The organism is Legionella qingyii, assembly GCF_003184185.1.
The window spans coordinates 13,566-36,597 of record NZ_QHJG01000008.1 but is presented as its reverse complement, the minus strand read 5'-3'; the positions used below and the strand labels follow the sequence as shown (position 1 = coordinate 36,597).

Genomic DNA, 23,032 nt, shown 5'->3' with positions numbered 1-23,032 from the left:
CGCTCCTAACTGTGATTATAAAAAGATAAAATAATCGCTTTTCCAGGCGCTAATATCAAGATTTATATTGAAAATTATGTTTTGGAGCCTGAGTGAAGCGTATCAGAGCGCGGCATCGATTATATTACTTTCTTGGGTTCCGCCATATAGCTTAAAATGAATTGCTAAATTGATAATTGTCATCACAGCCACCAGTTGTTGCTGAAATAGCGGTGGCACTGAAACGAGTACAAGGTGAGATAATGCTGTGTGGAATGCTGAGAAGAGTCAACAACAGACCTGCTGCAGTTCCAAGAAGCGTTAAACCCGTTAGTGCAAGACTGTTTGTGGCTCCCTCTAATGCTATATTACGATATTCTGCATTCATCATTACAATCGATAAAAGACCGAGTAACATGAATCCTACGAAGTAACACGCAGCAACAACTGCAGTAATTGCCATAAAAGCCGTACCAAGTGTAGATATTAAAGGATACCAGATTGGCGCCAACAATTCGCCTGCAAACTCCTGGCCATCTCGGTATGGAGTAAAAAAACCGGGGCGCTCTCGATATTTGCTCATCGTTCGCTCAATGATTCCCGAAAGATAGTTTTCATCTCCTTCTTCATTTTTTAAATCGAGTATTTCACTAATTTCATCCCAGCCAATTAAATTTAACATAAAATCCTCACGGTGATTGAGCTTTGTGCAGATTATCCAATTTAATTAATAGAGTCAAATAGTTAACTTTCATTTAGAGCATTTACAATGTGGATTATTTTAGTGAGTTATGTTTTGAGAAGCTTTTGGGTTGAATGAAGTGAATAACGTAACAGAAACCGACGAAATAGACTAAACTGATTGTAGAATATACAAAAGGAGTTGGTTAATGAAATCCGTACTAAGTTTATTGCTTCTTGGCTTTTCAACGATAATCCATGCAAATAATAATTTATCCATGAATGTTAATGTTAATGTTAATGATCCAAGTTTTGTTGTAACGTTACCTGCAAATCCAACTACAGGATTTCAATGGTCGATTGTACGCTTCGATAAAGATTTATTGACACTCCGTAGTAGTACTTATGAAAGACCAAAAACTAATCTTATTGGCGCTGGCGGGCAAATGCATTTCACCTTTGCGAGACAGAAGGGGAAAAACTATCCCGAAAGTACGGTAATTGTACTTAAATATGCTCGATCTTGGGAGCCTGATACTGCAACTTTGAAAAGTATTACAGTAAATTTTGTAAACACTGATGGGAAATAATTGTGGTGTAGCCTGGGATAAGAAGTTTATTTTTAATGCAGGATTTACTATATTCCGCGCATAATGTGCGGAATATAGGCTAATGAAGCAATTGTCAACAGACCCTAGAAAGCCCGGGTTTCGCTGCGCTGGCCCAGGCTACTGATTATCATCCTTTTTTATATTTAAATGGCAAATATCTTGGTTCCCAAAACATGTCCTCTATTAGTTTTTCTAAATCAGCATCATTATTTTTTTGCGCGAGCCCTGAATCGATAGCGCAGCGTGCTATGGCAACCGCAATTTCTTTGGCGACGGTTTGTGCATTATCCAAAGAGGGTAATAAAGGTAAGTAACTTTCTTTTTTACTTGGTGCAAACTTGCATAAAGCATGAGCTGCAGCCAGGATCATTTCTTTTGTTAGTTTTGTTGCGTTAACCGCGAGGACTCCTAGTCCTATGCCAGGAAAAACTAATGCATTATTGCATTGAGCAATTTGTACCATTCGATTATGGTATTCAACCTCAGGGAATGCTGTACCTGTAGCAATTAACGCTCTACCTTGACTCCAGGTTAATATATCTGCTGGTTTTGCTTCGCATTTCTCATCTGGATTAGACAAGGGGAAAATAATGGGACGTTCGCAATTAACTGACATGGTTTCAATGATGTCTTGTGAGAAAGCTCCTGGTTGCGCAGAACAACCTATAAGGACTGTGGGTTTTACATGTCTAACAGTATCAGTAAGTGAGGGATGCTGTTTTTCATTGATGGCCCATTTATTTATTTCTTTAGGATCTCGTGCATAGCACTTTTGTGCTTCAGTAAGATCGGGATCGGTGTTGAGCAACAGTCCTTGTCGATCGATTAACCAAAATCGTTGATATGCTTCTTCTGGACTAATTCCTTCACGTACCATCGCGTCGATAATTTGATCGCTAATACCAGTTCCGGCTGATCCTGCACCAAAAACAACAATACGTTGTTCATGCAGTTTTGAACCCGTTACATCACAGGCCGCTAATAAGGCAGCTAATGTGACGGCACCGGTACCTTGAATGTCATCATTGAAGGTACACAATTGATCTTGAAATTTTTCCAAAATGCGTCGTGCATTACCTCGACCAAAATCTTCCCAGTGTAAAAAAGCATTGGGAAACTGTTTGTGAATCTCATGAACAAAAGTGGAGATAAATTCATCATATGCTGCCGGGTTGATGCGAGGATGACGACAACCTAGGTACATAGGATCATTGAGCAGATCCTGATTGTTTGTGCCTACATCAAGAAATATCGGTAAGGTGCGAGTCGGCTCAATGCCGCCGCATAAACAGTAGACCATTAGTTTGGCAACGGGAATATCCATTCCTCCGATCCCTTGATCACCAATACCCAAGACTCCTTCTCCATCGGTAACGACAATCACATCAATTTCTGGATTAGAACGATTTTTTAATATTTCTTCTATTTGATTCTTATCAGAATGCGAAATATATAAACCGCGAGGTTGTCTATACTCATGACTGAATCGTTTTACCGCAGTTCCAACAATAGGGGTATATATTGTAGGTAACATTTCACCTAAATGACGATTGATTAATTTATAGAATAAGATCTGATTTTTATCGTGCAAATTATTTAAATAAATATTTTGTTGTAATCGTGTTGTATAACTGGAATATTGCAAATAAGCTCGTTTGACTTGTTCATCCAAAGTTTCAACTCGATGGGGTAGCTTGCCTAATAGGCCAAACTCTTTTCTTTCTTCATTTGTGAACGCCGTTCCTTTGTTCAACTGAGGGGTGGTAAGAAGGGGTTTGCCACAAAGAGAAGTTTCAATATATTGTTCTCCAGTTTGTGGCTCACGTAGCAATTTAAAATCAAGCATGGTTATCTCATAAGATGGCGTTAGCAGTTGTGTAATGATAATATCGGTTTTTTGTAGTTTACAATAGGTTGAGTATGAATAAATGTTTGGTAGCGCTATTTGTCATTTTAGGATTAGCATCTTGCTCAGCGAAAAATGAACATTATTACAAATCACATCCCAATGAATTACAACAAGCGATAAAATCTTGTCCTGAAAAACAACCGCAGGGTATGAGCTGTGAGCAATTGGAAGCTCTTGCCAATCGTATGAATAAACTGGCATATCAATTACAACTCAGTCCCCAAGGCTTTGGAAAAAAAATCATGGCGTTGCAAGAGATGATTGCTAAAGATCAAGCGCAATTAAAAGCTGAGAAAAATAATGCAAATTTACAAGCCAATTTAACTCAAAACATAAGTGACTTAGCTGATCATTTAGCTGTGGTTAGATGGTTTGAATCACCTATGAGTTAAAAAATGAGAGTATTAATAAGTAATGATGACGGTGTTTTTGCACCTGGAATTAATAGACTGGCAAACGAGCTGTCTACTTTTGTCGATATTGACGTAGTTGCCCCGGATAGAAACAGAAGCGGAGCAAGTAATTCTTTGACTTTATCACGTCCCATAAAAGTCAAAAAATTGGATAATGGCTATTATAGTGTTGAAGGTACCCCAACTGATTGTGTGCACTTGGCTGTAACCGGTTTTTTAGATACTGAATTTGATATGGTTGTTTCCGGAATTAATGAAGGTGCAAACTTAGGAGACGATATTCTTTATTCAGGGACTGTCGCTGCTGCAATGGAGGGTCGTTATTTAGGGTTGCCTGCTCTTGCGATTTCTATGGTTGGAGATAATATTCAGCATTATGATACAGCCGCATCGATTGCGAAACAATTGGTGATGCAATTAAGTATACATCGCCTGCCTTCCCAAACTATTTTAAATGTTAATGTACCTAATCTTCCTTTGGATCAAATTAAGGGGATGCAAGTAACCCGTTTGGGAACAAGACATGGTGCTGAGCCTGTAGTAAAAGATCAGGATCCTAGAGGACGGCCCATCTATTGGATCGGTTTGCCTGGAGCAGAGGCTGATGCTGGTCCTGGAACAGATTTTAATGCGATAAGCGAAGGGTATGTTTCAATTACACCACTTCATTTGGATATGACGAATTACAAAATGTTCGATCAATTGGCCAACTGGCTTGATGGGATCCACATTCAATAAAACAATTTGCTTGAGGTAATAAATGATAGTCACATTTTGCAAAAGATTTTTATGTCTTTTCCTCATAATGACTTTAGTAGGGTGCGGAAATAACTTAGCTCCTGTTATGGAATCCAGATGGAATCCTTATTGGCGCCATCAAAAAGTGTATGTTGTAAAACGCGGAGACACCCTTTTTTCCATTGCATTTCGTTATGATACTGATTATCAAACACTGGCTCGCTTGAATCGTATTAATCCACCTTATTCTTTGAGAGTAGGGCAGGTTATCAATTTGCGAGGCATTACTCCAAGACATAGACAAACAGCACGTCGACCCGTCATAAAACGAAATTATTATGTTGCACCAAAAACCCAAGCAAGACCCACTGTAATTTACTCACCAGCAAATCGATTTGCTCGCTCTGCTTCGGGATGGATGTGGCCTGTAAGTGGGCATGTTGTTACATCATTTGTTCCTGAACAAGGTAAAAAAGGCATAAATATTGCATGTAAAAAGGGTGAGCGAGTGATTGCTGCAGCAAGTGGTGTGGTCGCTTATGCTGGAAGTGGATTAGCAGGTTATGGTAACTTGATTATTATTAAACATAATCAGGGATATTTAACTGCTTATGGATATAACGCACGAATTATGGTTTCCGAAGGACAACATGTGAAGGCCGGTCAAACGATTGCAATTGCGGGTGTTATAGATCGCAAATATACAGGTGTTCATTTTGAAATCAGAAGGTCAGGTGTACCAGTCAATCCTTTGAATTATCTACAAAAAGGTTGACAGATTACTTATAGTTATAGCAACAATAATGTTTTTATGAAGTATAATGTAGTTATGAAATAAATTTCGCAACATGACTAGAGTCTGTATGCATTTCGCTAGCTTGAGCCAAACTGGATTGATTTTCGAGTACCGAAGCGCAGCACACGTAGTATGTGAGCATCGAAACGTAGAAAATCAGGTCAGTTTGGCTCAAGATAGTAGAAATGAAGACAGGCTATAACACTATAGGTGAAAAATAATGCACGAAGACGATGAGTCAATTAAAGAACCGGAACTTAAGGATGAAGATTGGTCTGAACCAGACGATGAATCGCTCTTAATAGAGGAGGACATTGATTCGCTTCTTGAAAAAGATGCAGAAGATGAGGGTTCTGAATTTCCTGATTTTTCGGATGATAATGCGTTTCCTTCATTTCGTGGTAAAAATGCACAAAAGATGATGGATGCGACCCAGCTTTATTTGGGGGAAATTGGATTTTCTCCTCTGCTTAGTGCTGAAGAGGAAGTGCATTATGCAACTCTTGCTTTAAAAGGAGACGTTGCGGCTCGTAAAAAGATGATCGAATCCAATTTACGGCTTGTAGTTAAAATTTCACGTCGTTATCTTAATCGCGGTTTACCTCTTCTTGATTTAATCGAAGAAGGAAATTTAGGCCTAATGAAATCGGTCGAAAAATTTGATCCTAAACGAGGTTTTCGATTTTCAACCTATGCTACATGGTGGATTAGACAAACGATTGAGCGTGCGATTATGAATCAAACGCGGACAATTCGTTTACCGATACACGTGGTTAAAGAGTTGAATGTGTACCTTAGAGCCGCAAGACAACTCACGCAAAAACTAGATCATGAGCCTTCACCTGAAGAAATTGCTGAAATGGTTGATAAACCATTAGAAGATGTACAAAAGTTACTGGGTTTGAATGATAAAGTAACTTCTGTTGATACACCAATTGGCTTTGATGAGAATAAATCATTATTGGATACTATTGCTGATGAAAACAGCGTGAATCCTGCAGAGCTCTTAACTAATGAAAATTTACGTTTACATATAGAATCTTTATTGGATAAGTTGACTGAGAATCAACAACAAGTTATTGCAAGAAGATTTGGTTTAAGAGGTTTTGAAAAAGCCACGCTTGAGGATGTTGGCAAAGAAATTGATTTGACACGAGAGCGTGTACGTCAAATCCAAGTTGAAGCATTAAAAACATTGCGTGGCTTATTGGAAAAAATGGGATTAACGCAGGAAGATTTGTTTTAAATTAACTGCAAAAATCTCTATGTCCAACTTATTTTGCCTGGTTGAAATGAAGGGACTTGGGGTATCTCATCGTTCCACTTCGTTTTATCCAGGCTATGACTAACCACAATGTTATGGACATTTAAAATTTACTTTAAGTCCTTTCCAGCAATCAGCATAATCTTTCTGCATTTGGGGAATACGCATTGCCTGCTCAGTAACCTGCCATGCATCCCTGGTTTCAAACATAAAAGCTAAGGTATTTAAATACAATTCAGGCTCTAATTTTTGATTTACCGCTTGTTCATAACTTACTTGATCCGGTCCATGCGGTGTCATGCAATTATGAATACTCACTCCGCCAGGAGAGAATCCTTCCTTTTTAGCATCATATTCACCACGAACAAGCCCCATGAGCTCATTCATATAATTACGGTGGTAATAAGGCGGTCTAAATGTATGTTCGGCAACCATCCACCGCGGAGGAAAAATTACAAAGTCTAAATTAGATACACCTGGTGTATCACTTTCGGAAGTTAACACGGTAAAGATAGAAGGATCAGGATGATCAAAGCTTACTGTATTAATTGTATTAAACAAGCTTAAATCGTAACAATAGGGTGCATAATTACCATGCCAGGCTACTACATTAAGTGGCGAGTGATCACATTTCGCTGTCCATAATTTGTTTTGGTATTTGCAAATAAGAGTTGCATGTGTAACACCTTGTTCAAACGCTGCAATTGGATATTGAAAATGTCGTGGATTCGCTAAGCCGTTTGCGCCTATGACTCCTAAAGGAGGCAGGGTAAGTGGGCTGCCACTATTTTCACATAGATATCCTTTTGATTCGGTACCAATGAGCTCCATTTTGAATTTAACACCACGAGGGATAACAGCTATCATGCCGGGACATATATTTAATTTTCCAAACTCCGTGTGTAGATTCGTTTCACCCAGGTATGGAACAAAAAGCATTTCTCCATCGTTATTGGCAAAATATTTATTGTGCATGGAACGAGTACAATGATAAACATATGCATTCACATGCTGGCTGCCAGCAAGATGAAACATGCCTTCAACAAAATCAAAATCCTCTTCTTTAAATAGATCTATCGGAGACCAGCGTAAAGGATTTGGAGATTGTTCTGCATGATGAGGTTTAAAGAGTTCCATTTCATAGGCTTGATAAGTGCCTTGAACAACGGAAGGTAATATGCGGTAAAGCCAGCTATGTAAGTTATTCTGTCTTGGACGAGTAAAAGCTGTCCCACTTAATTGTTCGGCATAAAGACCTAAGCTACAGTGTTGGGGTGAATTTTGGCTACTAGGTAAAGCGCCTGGTACTGCTTCAGTTTGATGATGATTACCAAATCCCTGCAAATACACTGTTATCTCCTTTAGTGTTTATGGTTTTTTGAGCAGCCAGGGTAGAGCGCAGCGGAACCCGAGGAAAAATATACTGCGTCATTAAACCAGGGTTCACTGCGCTTCACCCGGGCAACATTTATTTACAATAAATTAAAAAACTTGATGATGATGGCTACTATAGTCTAAAAAAGTTAAAAATGTCGAGTCCAAAAGTAAGTTAAGTTATTCTTTTTAACAAAAGAGCATGTATAATTTATACAAAATTAAATATGGTTTTGAGGTAGCATTATGGCAGGTCATAGTAAGTGGGCAAATATTAAATTCCGTAAAGGAGTTCAAGACGCAAAACGTGGAAAAATATTCACCAAGTTAATTCGTGAGATTACGGTAGCTGCTCGTATGGGGGGAGGAGAGGAGTCTTCTAATCCAAGATTAAGAGATGCGGTTAAAAAAGCGCTTGCTGCAAATATGAAGCGCGACACAGTTGATAATGCCATCAAACGCGGTGTTGGTGGACTTGAAGGCGAGGCAATGGTTGCCATGCGTTATGAGGGTTATGGACCAGGAGGGGTTGCCGTCCTTGTTGATTGTTTATCGGATAATAAAAACCGAACTGTATCTGAAGTGCGTCATGCATTCACGAAATGCGGCGGCAATTTGGGGACTGATGGCTCAGTATCTTATCTCTTTAACAATCAAGGAGAGATTCTTATGGCACCAGGGCAGTCTGAAGAACAGGTTATGGAAATCGCTTTAGATGCGGGCGCCAATGATGTTTCTGTAGATGAAAACCAGATTGAAGTGATTACTCCCGTGGAAGCATATCATAGTGTATTAAATGCGCTTACAGAAGCAGGTCTCGATATTGAGCAATCTCATTTAACCATGCGCGCACAAACTTTAGTTCCTATTGATGATGAATCGGCGGAAAGTCTCTTGAAGTTAATCGATATGTTGGAAGATTTAGATGATGTTCAAGAAGTGTATAGTAATGCTGATTTTTCAGAAAAAATATTAGAATCAATTAGTTAATGGCTATTATTTTAGGGATAGACCCCGGATCAAGGATTACTGGATACGGTCTGATAAAAGAATCAGACCGTAAAATTGAGTACGTTGATAGTGGCTGCATACGTACAACTCCAGATAGTGAGCTTAGTCAAAAATTATTGCAAATATATGATGGCATTTGTCAATTAATGGACCATTATTCCCCTGATGAAGTAGCGATTGAACAAGTATTTATGCATGAAAATCCAAACTCAGCTCTAAAATTAGGGCATGCACGTGGTGTGGCTATGGTTGCTGCAGCATCACATCGTGTTAAAGTAAGCGAATATTCACCACGAGAAATAAAGCAAATGGTTGTTGGTTATGGGGCTGCCGAAAAAGCCCAAGTAAGTCACATGGTCGTGCATTTGCTAGCCTTGAATAAAGCGCCGCAGAAAGATGCTGCAGATGCATTGGCAATAGCGATTTGCCATAGTCATATGCGTCATAATTTATCATCCGTAATTGGCAGGCGAGGATTAAGGAGAAGAAAGAGATGATTGGTTGGTTGAATGGACAAGTTATTGATAAACATCAACCCGGAAAATTGGTCCTTGATGTCCATGGAGTTGGATATGATGTGGAAACCTCATTAAATACCTTTTTTCAGCTGGATAGCTTAAATGGCTCGGTAGGGTTGCACATACATACTGTTGTTCGAGAAGATGCTTTACTGTTGTATGGTTTTTTGGAGAGAGAAGAGAGAGAGCTATTCAGAGCGTTGATTAAAGTGAATGGTATTGGTCCAAAACTCGCGATGTCGATTCTTTCTAGTATTACTCCGAATGAGTTTATTCAATGCATCCAACAAGAAAACGCTTCCATTTTAATGAAATTACCTGGTATAGGTAAAAAAACAGCGGAGCGTTTAGTTGTTGAAATGCGTGATAGCATGAAGCAATTTTCTGTATCTTCTTCTGCCTCTCTAAATAAATCGATTCCTATAATGAGTGGCCAAGATGAGGCTGTTTGTGCTTTAGAAGCATTGGGGTATAAGCCTCAGGAAGCATTGAAAGCTGTCAATAAAGTGAATGATAATTCTAAAAGCTGCGAGCAACTTATCCGCGACGCGTTACAAATTTTAGCCGCTCGATAATTAAATGCAAGCCTGGGAGAAGTGTAACGAAACTCAGCGATTCTATTATATTTCTCCCAGTTCGCTATATTACCTGGTTGTTATATTATTATGTTCTTGAACAGGTATAAAGAATCTTACAATTAAACCCGTACTGTCTTTGGGAGTATCGAGCATAAGCCTTCCGCCATGTAATTCGGAAATTTGCTGAACTATTGCTAAGCCAAGACCGCTTCCTGGACTTTTGTTTCCTAGCACACGGAAAAAACGCTCAAAAACACGTGATTGTAATTCAGCTGGAATACCCGGTCCGTTATCACTGACTTCGAGCATTATCTCATCCTTTAATTTAGCCAGTCGTACAATAATTCGACCGTTGGCATTACAGTATCGTATGGAGTTATCTACAAGGTTACGAATTAATATTCCCAGAGCAGTGGCATTGCCATACACAGTTAGATTTTCTGCATCACTTTCAAATTCAAGATCAATTTGCTTTTCTACCGCAGCAGGTGCAAGCATTGCTAGTATTTCGCGAGTTAATCGGCTTAAATTGACCTCATCTTTCTCATCCATGTGCGCTGCTTCGGGAACAAGTCGGCTCATAGTAAGTAACTGTTGGACTATGTGAGTGCTGCGATTAACACTTGCAATAAGCTTTTGTAATGCCTGATTTTTTTCCTCTATATCATTTGAATGTAACGCAACTTGTGCTTGTGTTTTTAGTGCGGCAAGTGGGGTGCGTAGTTCATGCGCTGCATCGGCCGCAAAACGTTTTTCTCGTTCAAATCCTTCTTTTAGCCTGAAAAACAACTTATTCAATTCGTCAATTACGGGTTTAATTTCTTCTGGAACTTCATGTAAATCAACTGGTTCAAGATGACTGGGAGCGCGGTTAGCTACTTCCTCAGCAACCTTATCCAGGCTATCCAAGCCACGACCAATAATAATCCATATTAATAAGCCAGATAATGGAAATGTTAAGAGCATAATATAAAGGTCATCTTGAGCGATTCTATGACCTAGTTCATTTCGTGTATCGTAACGTTCAGCTAAAACGGTACGGATTCCTGCTTTATCATTGTAAGTAGTGAAAACACGCCAATCTTGGGTAGATATTTTTTTATCACTAAATCCATCAACTTCTGAAGTTAAAGGAATTTTGGGGGCTGAAGATGAATGCAATAATAATTTTCCACCATTGGTCCAAACCTGAAAATTAAACTTATCAAGATAGTTTTCCGGGGGTTCTTCATTGAGAAATCTTTTTTGATAGTATGTATCAATCTTTTGAGGAATTGTTTCGAGTGCCTCTTGAATTTTCGAAAGAGGGCGCTGATGAAGATCATCACCTAGTAATGCCTGATAAGAAAGTGCAGAAACGGCCATTAAACTATCCAAGTGGTCTTGGATATCCTTTTGATCAAGATAATAGTTACCTATAGCAGTTAATGTGGTCGTTATAGTAATGGCCAGCAATAAATTGATTAAAAGAAACTTTCTTATAGAAGATTTCACGATACAGCAATACCATCATTTTTTTCTGCCATATATCCCACACCTCTAATTGTTCGAATAAAATTGGCATTAAGTTTTTTACGTAAATTATGTATATGTACTTCTAGTGCATTACTATCTACATCTTCTTCCCAACCATAAATACTTTGCATAAGTTGTTCGCGTGATAAAACCTGACCGCTGTTTTCTAGAAGCTTCTGCAGTAATGCAAATTCTCTACGTGGGACATTAACTAAAATATCATCAACAAATACAGAGTGGGCCGCTGGGTCTAGAGTAATATTTCTATATTGCAGAACTGAGTCTGCACGGCCTTGTGAGCGTCTGACCAGGGCTCTGATTCTTGCGCTAAGTTCGTTGAGATCGAACGGTTTTATCAAGTAATCATCTGCGCCACTGTCCAACCCTTTTACACGGTCTTCAACTGATTCTCGGGCTGTTAAAATAATAACTGGAGTAGGATTGCCATCATGACGTATATTTTGTAATAATCCGAGACCAGACAACTTAGGTAAACCCAAATCGAGAATAATCAGCTCAAATGATTCGGATTTTAAAGCAGCACGAGCCGCTTCACCATCTTTAAGCCAATCTACAATATAACCAAATTGAGTTAAGCCCGTTTTAACCGCATCACCAAGTAATTCGTCGTCTTCAACTAGCAATAGTCTCATTCTCGCTCCTATTGTTTTTCAAGTCCAGTCTCATCCATGTGTTTTGTTAGATAAAAAGCTTGAATTAATACAAAAAGCAGAGTAAAACCAACCCCACCAAATAACTTAAAGTTAACCCAGGCATCAGTATTAAAATTATAGGCAACGTAAATATTTACTGCGCCCATTAAAATAAAAAACAATACCCATGCTGTATTCAGTCTATACCAGATTTTTCCTGGTAGCGTCACATTAGCTTCCATCATTTTTTGGATCAAAGGTTTGCTACCAATGTAACCTGAACTAAAAAAGACTAAGGCGGAGAGCCAATAAATACCGGTAGGCTTCCATTTAATAAACCAGGGATTATGGAAAAAGAGAGTGGCCCCTCCCAGAATCATGATTATTGCAAGGCTGATTAAATGCATTTTTTCATAATGCTGAAATTTTAATCTAAAAAAAGCAACTTGACTTAAAGATGCTATCATCGCAATAGCTGTCGCGGTATAGATACCAAAAAATTTGTATACTATAAAAAATAAAACTATAGGAAAAAAATCAAATAGTAATTTCATACACTTTAATGCAATAAAATAAGTTACTTTGAGTATAACACAAGTTTTTGTGCTCACCTCCTTGCTTTATACGAGAAATGAAAAATAATTGTTAATATTAGGGCATTATGAGTTCATAAAGACGGTTGGTTCGGTTCTCGAGCAAAGTGAGCGGTTATAAGCTTCATCAACTCATTTGAAATTACAAAAGTAAATTAATTAACCAACCAATAACTTTTGCCCACGATATAAAGGTTCATTTCGCTTAAGGCCAGGGTTTAATGCAATGATGCGTTCTATTTTCGTTTTATGTTGTTGGGCTATAGCACTAAGGCTGTCACCTTGTTTTACAATATACTGAATGGGTTGAGTTACCTTTTTCCAGATCACGAGTTGCTGACCTTTTTGTAACTGTTGATTGCTTGCTAATTTGTTCCATATCTGTATGTCTTTAGCACTGACGTTATAAGTTCTTATCAGCGTCTGATATGTCTCATTGTCTTGCACGATATGAATAACACGTTGATTTTGTGGCATAACTATTTGATGTCCTAATGGTAGGGCAGACGTAACAGGTTCCTTTTTAACTACAACTGGAGTATTTCGCGTACTCGGAATTAAAAGGAATTGATTGGGTTCAACATGATTTGTCTGGAGTTGATTTAGCTGTTTTATTAAATTCACCGTAGTGTGATATCTAACAGCAATACTATCCAAGTTATCACCGGGTTGTACTATGTGCTTTTCCCAACTAACACGTTTTTCTGCCGGTAAGTTAGCAAGATTTAAATTGAATTGATGTACTTTTTCAGCAGGGATAAGTAATTTAATGGGTTTATCAGGGGCTGTAGTCCAGCGATTAAAACCAGGATTTAATTTGATTAATTCTTTATAACTAATTCCTGCCATTTTTGCAGCATGGTTTAAATCAATTGGACTCCCAATATTAACTTCCACAAAATAAGGTAGATAAGGTATTTCAGGTAGCGTTAATTTATATTGTGATGGACTTTTAATTATTTCTGCTAAGGCGAGCAGGCGAGGCACGTAAACCTGAGTTTCTCTTGGTACTGCCAAATCCCAAAAACTTTGAGCACGCCCACCTGTTGCTTTGATTGCCCGATCTATAGTTCCTTCTCCCGCATCATAGGCAGCAATGGCTAGAATCCAATTGCCATTAAAGAATTTATTGAGATAAAGAAGATAGTTGAGCGCGGCATCGGTTGAGGAGCTAATGCTGCGTCGTGCATCAAACCACCAATCTTGCTTTAATCCTAAACCTGCACCTGTTTGTGGCATTAATTGCCATAATCCAGCGGCACCAGCTACAGAATATGCAAAGGGGTCATAAGCACTTTCAATCATGGGTAACAGGGCCAATTCACCAGGTAGGTTTCTTTTTTTTACCTCATAAATGATATGATAAAGATAGGGTTCAGATTGACGGCATACTTTATTAAGAAAGCCTGGGTGAGCTATAAACCAGCGGATTTGCTCCTGCACTTCAGCGCGCGATGTTTCATGATTTAGGGTGAATTGCGTGCGCAATACTTCCCATGAATCAGTAGCAGTGTATGCTAAAGTCTCATTAGTAATGCCCAAAAAAATGAGTAAACAGAATAAAAAAATCTTTATTTTGAAAAACTTAAATTTCAATGGTAATTACCTATGAATATAATTGGCTACTGAGTTTACTAAAATTAGTCATATGATTAAACCCTCGTTGTGTTTGATTAACTCATAAAGACTTAAATTGATTCTATCTGGGTGATTATTTAAATGAGTTTTTTTCTTCCCTTAAAACCCTAAATACTTCTAATGAGCTATTTGATGTTGCTCCATGTGATAATGCATATTGTTGTACATCGGGTTCACCGGTTCGTAAAAAAGGATTAATTAATAATTCGAGTTCCAGGGTCGATGGAAGTGTGCAAGATTGGGGTGAGCTATGTAATTTTTTTAAGTATTGTTGAATAACCAGGTTATTAGGTTCTACTGTTTGCGCGAAGCGCAAATTTTGTTCTGTGTATTCATGAGTACAAAATATTTTTGTGGTAGGGGGTAATGTTTTGAAAAGATGCAACGATTGATGCAGTTGTTCCATTGTCCCGTCAAGAACACGACCACAACCTGCGGAAAAAAGCGTATCCCCACAAAATAATAATTCGTTCCGAGGCTCATAATAACTAATATGACTTGAGGTATGTCCTGGATTAAATAATATTTCGAAAACACATGTTCCGACTCGAATGGATTGATGTTCTTGTACCGCATTATTTACGCAAGGAATGCGCGGATCACTTGGACCATAAACAGTGCATGAGTGATAGGTTTTAAGTAATTGACTCACTCCTCCAATATGATCTTGATGATGATGAGTTAATAAGATAGAGCGCAAGCTGAGTTGGTTTGTATGAGCAAATTGCACTACTGGTTCTGCATCACCAGGATCGACACAATCAAATGTGCCTGCGACTTTATCAATAATTACCCAAATGTAATTATCTGAAAAAGCAGGAATGGGGTAAATAGTCATGAATAAGCCTCAATAATGTAGGAAGAACTACCTGGATTAAAATAAGTTTTAAGGGTATTTAATACAGTTTTCATTTCTTCTGCTAAAGTAAAGGGTGGATTAATTATCCAAAGACCACAACCTGACATCCCCTCCATTGGAGTAGATGTCAGATTAAATTCAATACGTAACGCATTTTTGGCATTGATTTCTTTCATGCCTTTGTTGAGTTTATCAGTTAATTTTTTATCGACCAGCGGATACCAAAGACAAAATACACCTGTAGCAAAACGAGAATAAGCTTGTTTGATTGCAAGAGGAATTTCTTTATATTCTTCTTTTATTTCAAATGAAGGATCAATGAAAACTAATCCTCTTTTTTCTGGTGGTGGAAGTAGTGCTTTCATCGCTGCGATACCGTCAGTATTACTGAAATGTACTTTCTTATTCATACGCTGAAGCTGACTGAGGGCTTCAAATTCCCTTGGATGGAGTTCGCAAAAATACATCCTGTCCTGCATTCGTAGCGTGTTGATCGCGAGAAACGGTGAGCCGGGATAATATCTTAATGAATCAGTAGAATTGAGTTGGTTAATCAACTGAAGGTAGTTTTGAAAAACAGAGGGTAGGGTGTTTCTGTTAGACCAAATCAGTTGAATGCCTTGTTTGTATTCCTGGGTCTTTTCAGCTTGTTTATTCTTTAAGTCATATAAACCTTTACCTGAATGGGTCTCAAGATATAAGAGAGCTTTATCTTTACGTGTTAAGTAATTTAGAAGATGGGTTAAAGCAATATGTTTGATGACATCCGCAAAATTACCTGCATGATATCCGTGTTGATAACTGAGCATGGTGTTCCTAAAGCATTTTTATAATTGTCTACTATACTCTTTTTAAGAGAGTATAAAAGGGGAAAGCTATGGATCTTCACGAAGATTATGATGACCAATCATTCTCTGATTATAATTATGATGATGATATCGAGTCTTCAGCCCATCGAAAAAACGTCAGACGTATGCTTGAGGAGAAGCTGGAGCGTAAACGTCTAAAAGAGGAATTTAAAGATGATTTCGATGAGTTGAGCGGAGATTTTGATTGGGATATTTTAGATAAGTAACTGAGCCTCTTTAAAAGAGGTCAGTTAATAATTGTTTTGGAACAAAAGGCAATGATTTCTTATTGTTCTTACACTATGCCTATTGATTCGCTAAGGTGGCTGCTTTTAGTGTATTCTCAAGTAATGTGACTATAGTCATTGGCCCTACGCCACCAGGTACGGGGGTGATCCATGAAACTTTGTTTACCGCATTTTTAAAATCTATATCACCCCTAATACTGCCATCTGCTAATCGATGGATGCCTACATCGATAACGATCTGTTCTTTACTAAGCCATTCGCAATCAACAACATCCATTTTTCCTGTAGCGATGATGACAATATCAGCAGTGCGCACAAATTTTTCTAATTGTTGGGTGAATTTATGAGCAATGGTTACTGTTGCTCCAGCAAGGAGCAATTCTAAACTCATAGGTCGACCGACAATATTTGATGCACCAATAACGAGAGCATGTTTCCTTTTGACTTCAATATGATAATGTTTTAATAAATGCATTATGCCAAGAGGAGTACATGGACGTAATAATGGGTTACGCTGAGCAAGTCGTCCCAAATTATAAGGATGGAAGCCATCAACATCTTTTTCCGGTTTGATATGCTCAATAATGACACGTTCATTTATGTGCTTGGGTAATGGCAATTGGATGAGAATCCCATCAATTTGATTGGAACAATTTAAATCATCAATCAGATTGATCAATTCTTCCTGTGTTGTTTTTTCAGATAGATCATAGGAATGAGAGGTAATACCTACCTCGGCACACGCTTTACGCTTATTGGCTACGTAGACCGTAGAAGCAGGATCATTGCCAATAAGAACAACAGCAAGGCCGGGTGCGCGATGATTTATTTGTACAAAATCATGCACATGGTGTTTTAATTCTTCTCGACGAAGAGAGGCGACAACCTTTCCATCAATCAATGATGCTGACATAGCTACCCATAAGAAAAGCAAGGTAATAAATTATGAATTAGAGGTTGGGGTAATGCAATAGAATTAATGGTGTCTATAGTAATTATCCAGAATTTTAAGTTACCCCCAAACGTTTCATTGAACTGATGTATTAGAGGTTTAAACCCGTTTTCTTAAAGTATTATAGATCCAGGCGATGAGAAAGCTACTAATGAAGGTACTAACAAATACTCCAACTCCACCAAGGACGCATTGGAGTAAAGAAAGATCATAAGTCATGTAGATGGTTCCCATCATCCCTGCAAAGGGTTTCCCTTTATTAAAAATTAAAACCATCAACCCCATGAAGAATGTCGATATTCCTGATAGAGCGCCAAGAGATAGTCCTAAAGCAATCGGATCTATTTTGCCGAATTTCATGATAATTACCTATTATTTTCATAATAATTCATTCCATTATTATTTATTATGATAGTTATGGGAAGTATCTAATCTTCATGCAAGATAAATTAAGAAAAATTACATTTATTTTATTCAGTAAAGAGGGGAGTAAAAATTGCTAAATGTTTTGCTATAGAGCATGATTGACTCATACGCTTGCTATGTCTATACTGAAAAATCTTTGATTTTATGGTAAATATCGTGGAAGAACTTACTGAATTGCTTAGACCATCTTGGGGTGCAGAAAAATGGATTTTAGAGGGATGGAACAAGATTACCGTAGAAGAGAAACAACTCATTAAAAATAGAATAAATGAGTTATTTTGCGATGGTTTACCTTTTGAACTTCAATCTGACAAGCTTTTTTATATTTATACGTTTTCACTTTTAGCACAGCTCGAAGTATTGGCAGTGCAAATTCCTCTTAAATTTGAATCAAAAATGTCCACTGTTGAATACAGAAAACGTATGCGTCAACAATTGCTTGATGAAATATTTCATGGTTTAGTATTTACTAAAATTGTTTATATGCTTTGTGCTCCTTATGCTTCTCCACCACCTTATAGTCCTCATATTGAAATCATTTGTAACTTTATTCGGGCAGAAAGTTGCCCTAAAGTAGCAATTATGTTGCTTAATCTTATTGGTGAGGGATGGATTGAGGAAATATTTGAAAGTTTACATCGCTATGGTGTTGCGCCCAAAGTATTCAAGACAATTCTTGAAGACGAGCATCGTCATGTATGCGAAGCAGAGTTATATCGCGATATTGGCATGCCAGATGTTGAGCAAATAAAACCGAAAATTGCTTATCTGGAAGAACAATTAATAACCAATATTTTTATGCAATATAAATATATGTCTTCTGTTAGTGCTTTATTGGGAGTTGAAGGAGTGATGCATTTTAAGGAATCACTCAATGAAAAGCATACCCAGCAGCTCCGTAAAGTCAATCTTGATCCCAGTGAAAATTGGAAAAATTTCATGGGGTTTGCGGATGAGCTATTACCTAGAGTTCGAAATTATACTGAGTCCAATCGAGAAGTTGAAATGACTCCGATTCGAAAAGTACTCATGACCCAGTGGGATAATCCTAGCGATCCAACTATGACTGGACAGTTTAGTATCGATATCTCATGCCTTGATTTTTTTAATAAAAAATTTGCCTCAGAGACCTTGACCACATTGATGTTGCAGGCAGTTAGTTCCTGGATGACATTATCGGATTCTTTTAGAAATTATTTGAGTTTTAGAAAAATTTTTCAAACGAAAGAAGCATATGTCGGTCTTGTTGTATTGCTACCAGGATGTGGCGATCATCTTGGAACAATTGTTTTCGAAAATTGTCATAATCTTAGCTTTTATGAGTTGTCAGCAAAAATTCGAACCATAGTAGGCATGATGGTTTATTGCTATAAAAAACGTGAACAATTGGAAAAAACAAATCCACGTGTACAGCAACTTATGAAGGATATGGTTTATGAATATGCATATAACACTTATCCTTATCCCCTCGCAGGAACACCGTACATTTCATTAAGTAATATAGGTGTTTTTGGCTATACTCAATCGATGGCACCTCTTCGTAAAACTGAGTCCATGCGCTTTACTATCATGGAAGTTGACCGAAAACCTGTGTGGCAACATGAAACTCAATCATTTGTACCTAAAGATATGTTGCCTGTATCAATCAGTGCGGATCATCGTATTTTTGATGGTAATTCGACAGTTCCTAAAATGGTTGAAGAAAGGTTCCAGGCTATGTTTGCTAAAATGTGCAAGGAAAAGCCGAAATCAAAACAAGCATTGCATCAGCATGAACAATTAGAGTTACTTATAGATCAATTGATTGAAACTAATATTGAATTGGGGTACAAGACTTTGATGTTACTTCAAACCTGTTGGTTTGATTTTATTTCTATTGAAGATTGCTATACTGCATCCCATTATCATGGGATGCAAGATTTCACTCAGGAGTCAACTCTTATCTAACGTAATCAAGTAGAAAGTTGTATACCCAGGCAGCAATATAACTACTAACAAAAGTGTTCATAAGTACTATGGCCGCACCAAGGCCGGCATTAGCCAAGGAGGGAGTATATGAAAGATATATACTCCCAACCATGGCGACAAAGGGTTTTCCAGTGTAAAAAACAAATGCCGCTAAGCCCATAAAAAAAGAAGCGAGGGCTGATAGAACACTAATAGATATTCCTAAAGCAAGCGGATTTATTTTGCTGAATTCCATGACTTTTATCCTATTTTCAATATTAATTCATGTTATTATCAATTATTCCTATTGAGATGGGAAGCTCATTTTTGTTAGAAATTTTATAGAGATAACGATGGACTCTTGCCTTCATTGCAAGTACAGTTATCTAGTCAAAGTACTATTTTGTAATCGAATAGTTCTATATAAGATGTTCATGTGAACCCTAATTACTTGAATGGATTAGTAAAGAATGCTAATTTTTTTAAAAACTAATTTCCTGCTTGCAAATCCAATGGGCATGGAGCGCTGATTGAAAAAAAAGGTTTTATTCTCATCTCTATTTTCACTTACTTTGCCAATGAGCGCCTACTCTCTAGGATTAGGTGAAATGAAAGTAGAATCAGCATTAGACCAGCCTTTTCTCGCTGAAATTGAGTTACTCGATGTACAGGACGTTTCTTTGTCTGGTATTAAAGTGGGGCTAGCTGAACCGCAAAGCTACCGAAGTTTAGGTATTGAGCGCTCTGAAGAAGTTAATTCTCTTTCTTTCGATATTAGAAAAAATGAGAAGGGAAAATTCGTTGTAGAAGTTCACTCTACAGAACGAATGACGGATCCTTATGTGCAACTAATTGTTGATTTGATCTGGCCAAAAGGACAAATCTATAAAGTTTATACGGTATTGTTGGATCCACCAGGCTATAAATTAGCGAATGCAACTGCACAAAGCGGTTTAACATATCAGAGAAAATTCGCTAATCATCAAAATGTAACGGATTCGACTAAAAAATATCATAAAGTGAATCATGCTGGTCAAAAGAAAATTGCAGTTTATGGTCCTACAATATTTAATGAAAATGTATGGCAAATTGCGCAAAGATATAAAACTTCTGAAGCAATTTTACCACAAATTGTTCTTGCAATTGTGGGAGCAAATCCTGAAGCATTTGTTGATGGAAATTTAAATGGATTGAAAACCGGTGTTCGCCTTAAAATTCCTTCTGATAAAGAGTTTCAGGAGGTTCCCGCTGACTTAGCTACAGTTGAAGTAATGGCTCATGATAAAGCATGGAATGAAAAAGCATCAATTAATCATGTAATAGCTCCACCCTATATAACAGGTCAAGCATCTAGTGCTGACTCTGTTGAGTACTCGCAAATACCTCCTGTGCCAAAATTTTCTGATGTTTCGACTTTGGTACCGAATCAAACGTTCTCGAGATTTACTTTGCCAAGTCCAATCCCGTCACTGGAGACTCAAAAACAAGTAAGTCCAGAGCAAAATAGGACACTGAAGGCTGAAATATCAATTACAACTGCTGCTGTAGATTCTTTGCGAGAGTCTAATGCACTATTAACAGAACAATTAAGCTTATTACAAACGCAAAATAAAAAATTACAAAACCAATTGGATATGCGGGATCAGGAGCTTCAATTAATCCGTAATCAAATTCAAACGATGATGAAAGAGCGGATAGCAATTGCAGGGCAAGCCAACTCCAAGAGCAATTCTGATCAACCCTATGAGTCTTGGATTCTATTCCTATTATTGCTGGTTGCTGGTGGAGCTAGTGGCGTCGTTGCATATTATTATTTTAAATGGCGTGATCAAGGAAAGAAAGGATCGCCTACAGAGAAGAGCAATACACTTCATCGGGCTTCAACTCGACCCATTATTAGTTCAGATGATGGGCTAATTACGAAAGATCCCCTACAGGAAAGAAAATCTGAGCCCCAAGTAAAATCTGAGCCTGAGGTAAAATCTGTGCCTGAAGTAAAATTTAAATCTGAATTAAAGCCTGAACCTAAATTAGAAGATGCCGGTGATCTTGGAGAACATACTTCTGCTGCTATTGAGCCTCAATTGCTGATAACAGATGAAGGGCAATTGCTGGAAATTATACCTACTGAAGAAAAAATTGAATCATCCAAGCAAACTGATGAAAGCAAAAAAGATAAACATCAAGAGGATAATTTACTAGAGTTTGAATCGGGTTTACATCATAAACTTACAACAAAGCCCACCCTAGATGAAGATAATTCTCAAGAGCTCGTAGAAGATGACAATGGTTTGGATTTTACTCCTTCTTCATCTGTTGAGGTCATTCAAACACAGAAAGAAGAGGAGAGTAGAGGTCTTTCCCAGTTAAAGAACAAAAAGGCATTAGATACTCTGTTGGCTCTTGCAAGAACGTATATTGGAATGGAAGATATAGAATCTGCATTGCATTCTCTAAATGAAGTAATGGAGCATGGTACCAAGTCACAAAAAGAAGAAGCTCAACGCTTAATTGATGAGATTCAAGGGAAGTCATAATGTTTTTAATTCTAGCCAGGGCGAAGGCAAAGACGTAACCCCGGATCCATTATCAAATTAACCCGGGCTGTGCTATGCCCAGGCAATGATGTTTTCCTTTCTTTATTTGACAAAGTTTTTTTCAGTACCAAAAAGATAGGTAGCTGTGATTAAGACTTCGTTTGAACGATAGGAACCAAGATTTAATGATTCTCCAGTCCATGCATTAACTCCGTGACCAGAGGAGAGGGGGCCTAAATCCTGATAAATATAACCAACTGAGAGGAACAATTGCGGAAGGATTTGCACATCAACCCCGGCACCTACATTGTAAGCGAATTCACTTGTATTAGAATTTCTATACCCAGCACTAACTCGTGGGGTAACTCCTGCAAATGCTGTTTCACTATAGTTAGAAATATTGTTGAAAGAGGTGCCTATCCCTCCGTTAATATACGGTGAAAAAATTCCATATCGCATCAGATTAATTTTTCCAGAGGCTAATAAGAGATTGGAAGTAAAATCCAGATTGTAATTGTAGTTGGTAAATTGCGGTAAGGAATATTGTGTTATTTCACCGCTGATATGTGTTTTGAAAAAGTACTGCCAAAAGATACTCAATGAATAAGAAGGAAACCAGATGCTATCATTATGCCAACGTCGGCCCATAGAGGCTGCAATAACTCCTCCATTATCATTCGTGATTGAGTAACGATCAGCACCATAAGGAGCTGGAAATCCCGAGCCATTATTTACTTTCGTATGGGAATTTAACTCAGGAAATTGCGCGCCTCCTCCAAGTGATGTAAACCAATTGCCTTGAGCGTTGGAAATAGATTGATGTAAGGAACTTTGTATGTTTTCGATATTCTTAGAGTAAGAGGGGCTATGGAAGACAAATAATAAAGTGGTAATACCTAAGTAAAATAAATTCCTTTTCATAATGAGTCTCAATTTAATGATTA

The 23,032-nt window shown here is 37.8% G+C and carries 24 protein-coding genes; 11 read left to right on the top strand and 13 right to left on the bottom strand.

Annotation, left to right across the window (positions count from 1 at the left end; all coding sequences use genetic code 11):
- Positions 1-151 precede the first annotated feature (151 nt).
- The gene (locus tag DGG96_RS06220; RefSeq protein WP_110141531.1) at positions 152-661 is read right to left on the bottom strand and encodes a hypothetical protein; all 510 of its coding nucleotides are present in this window, start codon (positions 659-661) and stop codon (positions 152-154) included.
- A 208-nt stretch (positions 662-869) separates the two neighbouring features.
- Here DGG96_RS06220 and DGG96_RS06215 point away from each other — a divergent pair, with 208 nt between their 5' ends.
- Positions 870-1,250 (top strand): protease inhibitor I42 family protein, encoded by a 381-nt coding sequence (locus tag DGG96_RS06215; RefSeq protein ID WP_110141532.1) that lies wholly within the window; start codon positions 870-872, stop codon positions 1,248-1,250.
- A gap of 148 nt (positions 1,251-1,398) precedes the next feature.
- Here the strand turns inward: DGG96_RS06215 and DGG96_RS06210 are convergent, their stop codons facing one another.
- Positions 1,399-3,117 (bottom strand): NAD-dependent malic enzyme, encoded by a 1,719-nt coding sequence (locus DGG96_RS06210; protein ID WP_110141533.1) that lies wholly within the window; start codon positions 3,115-3,117, stop codon positions 1,399-1,401.
- Positions 3,118-3,191: 74 nt separating this feature from the next.
- On the opposite strand from DGG96_RS06210, the gene DGG96_RS06205 reads away from it, so the two are divergent.
- The 4 genes from DGG96_RS06205 to rpoS all read left to right on the top strand — a co-directional run bounded on the left by DGG96_RS06205 (position 3,192) and on the right by rpoS (position 6,373).
- Positions 3,192-3,572, top strand: coding sequence for a hypothetical protein (locus tag DGG96_RS06205; RefSeq protein WP_110141534.1), 381 nt, complete (start codon positions 3,192-3,194; stop codon positions 3,570-3,572).
- Between the two features lie 3 nt (positions 3,573-3,575).
- Complete coding sequence (surE, locus tag DGG96_RS06200; RefSeq protein ID WP_110141535.1) at positions 3,576-4,331, top strand: 5'/3'-nucleotidase SurE; 756 nt, start codon at positions 3,576-3,578, stop codon at positions 4,329-4,331.
- Between the two features lie 22 nt (positions 4,332-4,353).
- Positions 4,354-5,106 carry a peptidoglycan DD-metalloendopeptidase family protein gene (locus DGG96_RS06195; protein WP_110141536.1) on the top strand — a complete coding sequence of 251 codons (753 nt, stop codon included), beginning with the start codon at positions 4,354-4,356 and terminating at the stop codon, positions 5,104-5,106.
- 241 nt (positions 5,107-5,347) lie between these two features.
- Positions 5,348-6,373, top strand: coding sequence for an RNA polymerase sigma factor RpoS (rpoS, locus tag DGG96_RS06190; RefSeq protein ID WP_110141537.1), 1,026 nt, complete (start codon positions 5,348-5,350; stop codon positions 6,371-6,373).
- 111 nt (positions 6,374-6,484) lie between these two features.
- Here the strand turns inward: rpoS and hmgA are convergent, their stop codons facing one another.
- Positions 6,485-7,741, bottom strand: coding sequence for a homogentisate 1,2-dioxygenase (hmgA, locus tag DGG96_RS06185; RefSeq protein WP_110141538.1), 1,257 nt, complete (start codon positions 7,739-7,741; stop codon positions 6,485-6,487).
- Positions 7,742-8,011: 270 nt separating this feature from the next.
- On the opposite strand from hmgA, the gene DGG96_RS06180 reads away from it, so the two are divergent.
- From DGG96_RS06180 to ruvA, 3 genes are read left to right on the top strand one after another with little or no spacing between them, the layout of a single operon-like run.
- On the top strand, positions 8,012-8,755 hold the full coding sequence (locus tag DGG96_RS06180; RefSeq protein WP_110141539.1) for a YebC/PmpR family DNA-binding transcriptional regulator: 744 nt from the start codon (positions 8,012-8,014) through the stop codon (positions 8,753-8,755).
- The gene (gene ruvC, locus DGG96_RS06175; RefSeq protein WP_110141540.1) at positions 8,755-9,273 is read left to right on the top strand and encodes a crossover junction endodeoxyribonuclease RuvC; all 519 of its coding nucleotides are present in this window, start codon (positions 8,755-8,757) and stop codon (positions 9,271-9,273) included. The genes DGG96_RS06180 and ruvC overlap by 1 nt, the downstream gene beginning before the upstream one ends.
- Entirely contained in the window at positions 9,270-9,869 is a 600-nt protein-coding gene (ruvA, locus tag DGG96_RS06170) for a Holliday junction branch migration protein RuvA (RefSeq protein ID WP_110141541.1), read from the top strand. The genes ruvC and ruvA overlap by 4 nt, the downstream gene beginning before the upstream one ends.
- A gap of 69 nt (positions 9,870-9,938) precedes the next feature.
- Here ruvA and DGG96_RS06165 read toward each other — a convergent pair whose 3' ends face one another.
- The 6 genes from DGG96_RS06165 to DGG96_RS06140 form a co-directional block, all read right to left on the bottom strand.
- Positions 9,939-11,366, bottom strand: coding sequence for an ATP-binding protein (locus DGG96_RS06165; RefSeq protein WP_110141542.1), 1,428 nt, complete (start codon positions 11,364-11,366; stop codon positions 9,939-9,941).
- Positions 11,363-12,040 carry a response regulator gene (locus DGG96_RS06160; protein WP_110141543.1) on the bottom strand — a complete coding sequence of 226 codons (678 nt, stop codon included), beginning with the start codon at positions 12,038-12,040 and terminating at the stop codon, positions 11,363-11,365. Before DGG96_RS06160 ends, DGG96_RS06165 begins: the two co-directional genes overlap by 4 nt.
- An 8-nt stretch (positions 12,041-12,048) precedes the next feature.
- Positions 12,049-12,594 carry a septation protein A gene (locus tag DGG96_RS06155; RefSeq protein ID WP_110141571.1) on the bottom strand — a complete coding sequence of 182 codons (546 nt, stop codon included), beginning with the start codon at positions 12,592-12,594 and terminating at the stop codon, positions 12,049-12,051.
- A gap of 198 nt (positions 12,595-12,792) precedes the next feature.
- Positions 12,793-14,229 carry a lytic transglycosylase gene (locus DGG96_RS06150; protein WP_110141544.1) on the bottom strand — a complete coding sequence of 479 codons (1,437 nt, stop codon included), beginning with the start codon at positions 14,227-14,229 and terminating at the stop codon, positions 12,793-12,795.
- Positions 14,230-14,344: 115 nt separating this feature from the next.
- Complete coding sequence (gene gloB / locus DGG96_RS06145) at positions 14,345-15,109, bottom strand: hydroxyacylglutathione hydrolase (RefSeq protein WP_110141545.1); 765 nt, start codon at positions 15,107-15,109, stop codon at positions 14,345-14,347.
- Complete coding sequence (locus DGG96_RS06140; RefSeq protein WP_110141546.1) at positions 15,106-15,939, bottom strand: 23S rRNA (adenine(2030)-N(6))-methyltransferase RlmJ; 834 nt, start codon at positions 15,937-15,939, stop codon at positions 15,106-15,108. Before DGG96_RS06140 ends, gloB begins: the two co-directional genes overlap by 4 nt.
- 68 nt (positions 15,940-16,007) lie before the next feature.
- Here DGG96_RS06140 and DGG96_RS06135 point away from each other — a divergent pair, with 68 nt between their 5' ends.
- Complete coding sequence (locus tag DGG96_RS06135) at positions 16,008-16,205, top strand: PA3496 family putative envelope integrity protein (RefSeq protein ID WP_110141547.1); 198 nt, start codon at positions 16,008-16,010, stop codon at positions 16,203-16,205.
- Positions 16,206-16,284: 79 nt separating this feature from the next.
- Here the strand turns inward: DGG96_RS06135 and folD are convergent, their stop codons facing one another.
- Positions 16,285-17,139: a bifunctional methylenetetrahydrofolate dehydrogenase/methenyltetrahydrofolate cyclohydrolase FolD gene (folD, locus tag DGG96_RS06130; protein WP_110141548.1), complete on the bottom strand. Its 855-nt coding sequence runs from the start codon at positions 17,137-17,139 to the stop codon at positions 16,285-16,287.
- A gap of 138 nt (positions 17,140-17,277) precedes the next feature.
- Complete coding sequence (locus DGG96_RS06125; RefSeq protein WP_110141549.1) at positions 17,278-17,538, bottom strand: hypothetical protein; 261 nt, start codon at positions 17,536-17,538, stop codon at positions 17,278-17,280.
- Between the two features lie 222 nt (positions 17,539-17,760).
- Between DGG96_RS06125 and DGG96_RS06120 the strand changes: the two genes are divergently transcribed.
- The gene (locus DGG96_RS06120; RefSeq protein ID WP_110141550.1) at positions 17,761-19,551 is read left to right on the top strand and encodes a 2-oxo acid dehydrogenase subunit E2; all 1,791 of its coding nucleotides are present in this window, start codon (positions 17,761-17,763) and stop codon (positions 19,549-19,551) included.
- On the opposite strand, the gene DGG96_RS06115 is transcribed toward DGG96_RS06120, so the two are convergent.
- Positions 19,544-19,807 (bottom strand): hypothetical protein, encoded by a 264-nt coding sequence (locus tag DGG96_RS06115; protein WP_110141551.1) that lies wholly within the window; start codon positions 19,805-19,807, stop codon positions 19,544-19,546. The genes DGG96_RS06120 and DGG96_RS06115 overlap by 8 nt on opposite strands.
- A gap of 274 nt (positions 19,808-20,081) precedes the next feature.
- On the opposite strand from DGG96_RS06115, the gene DGG96_RS06110 reads away from it, so the two are divergent.
- A complete protein-coding gene (locus DGG96_RS06110) occupies positions 20,082-22,088 on the top strand; it encodes a motility hub landmark protein FimV (RefSeq protein ID WP_110141552.1) in 2,007 nt (668 codons plus the stop codon).
- Positions 22,089-22,190: 102 nt separating this feature from the next.
- Here DGG96_RS06110 and DGG96_RS06105 read toward each other — a convergent pair whose 3' ends face one another.
- A complete protein-coding gene (locus DGG96_RS06105; RefSeq protein WP_110141553.1) occupies positions 22,191-23,009 on the bottom strand; it encodes an outer membrane protein in 819 nt (272 codons plus the stop codon).
- Positions 23,010-23,032: the final 23 nt, after the last annotated feature.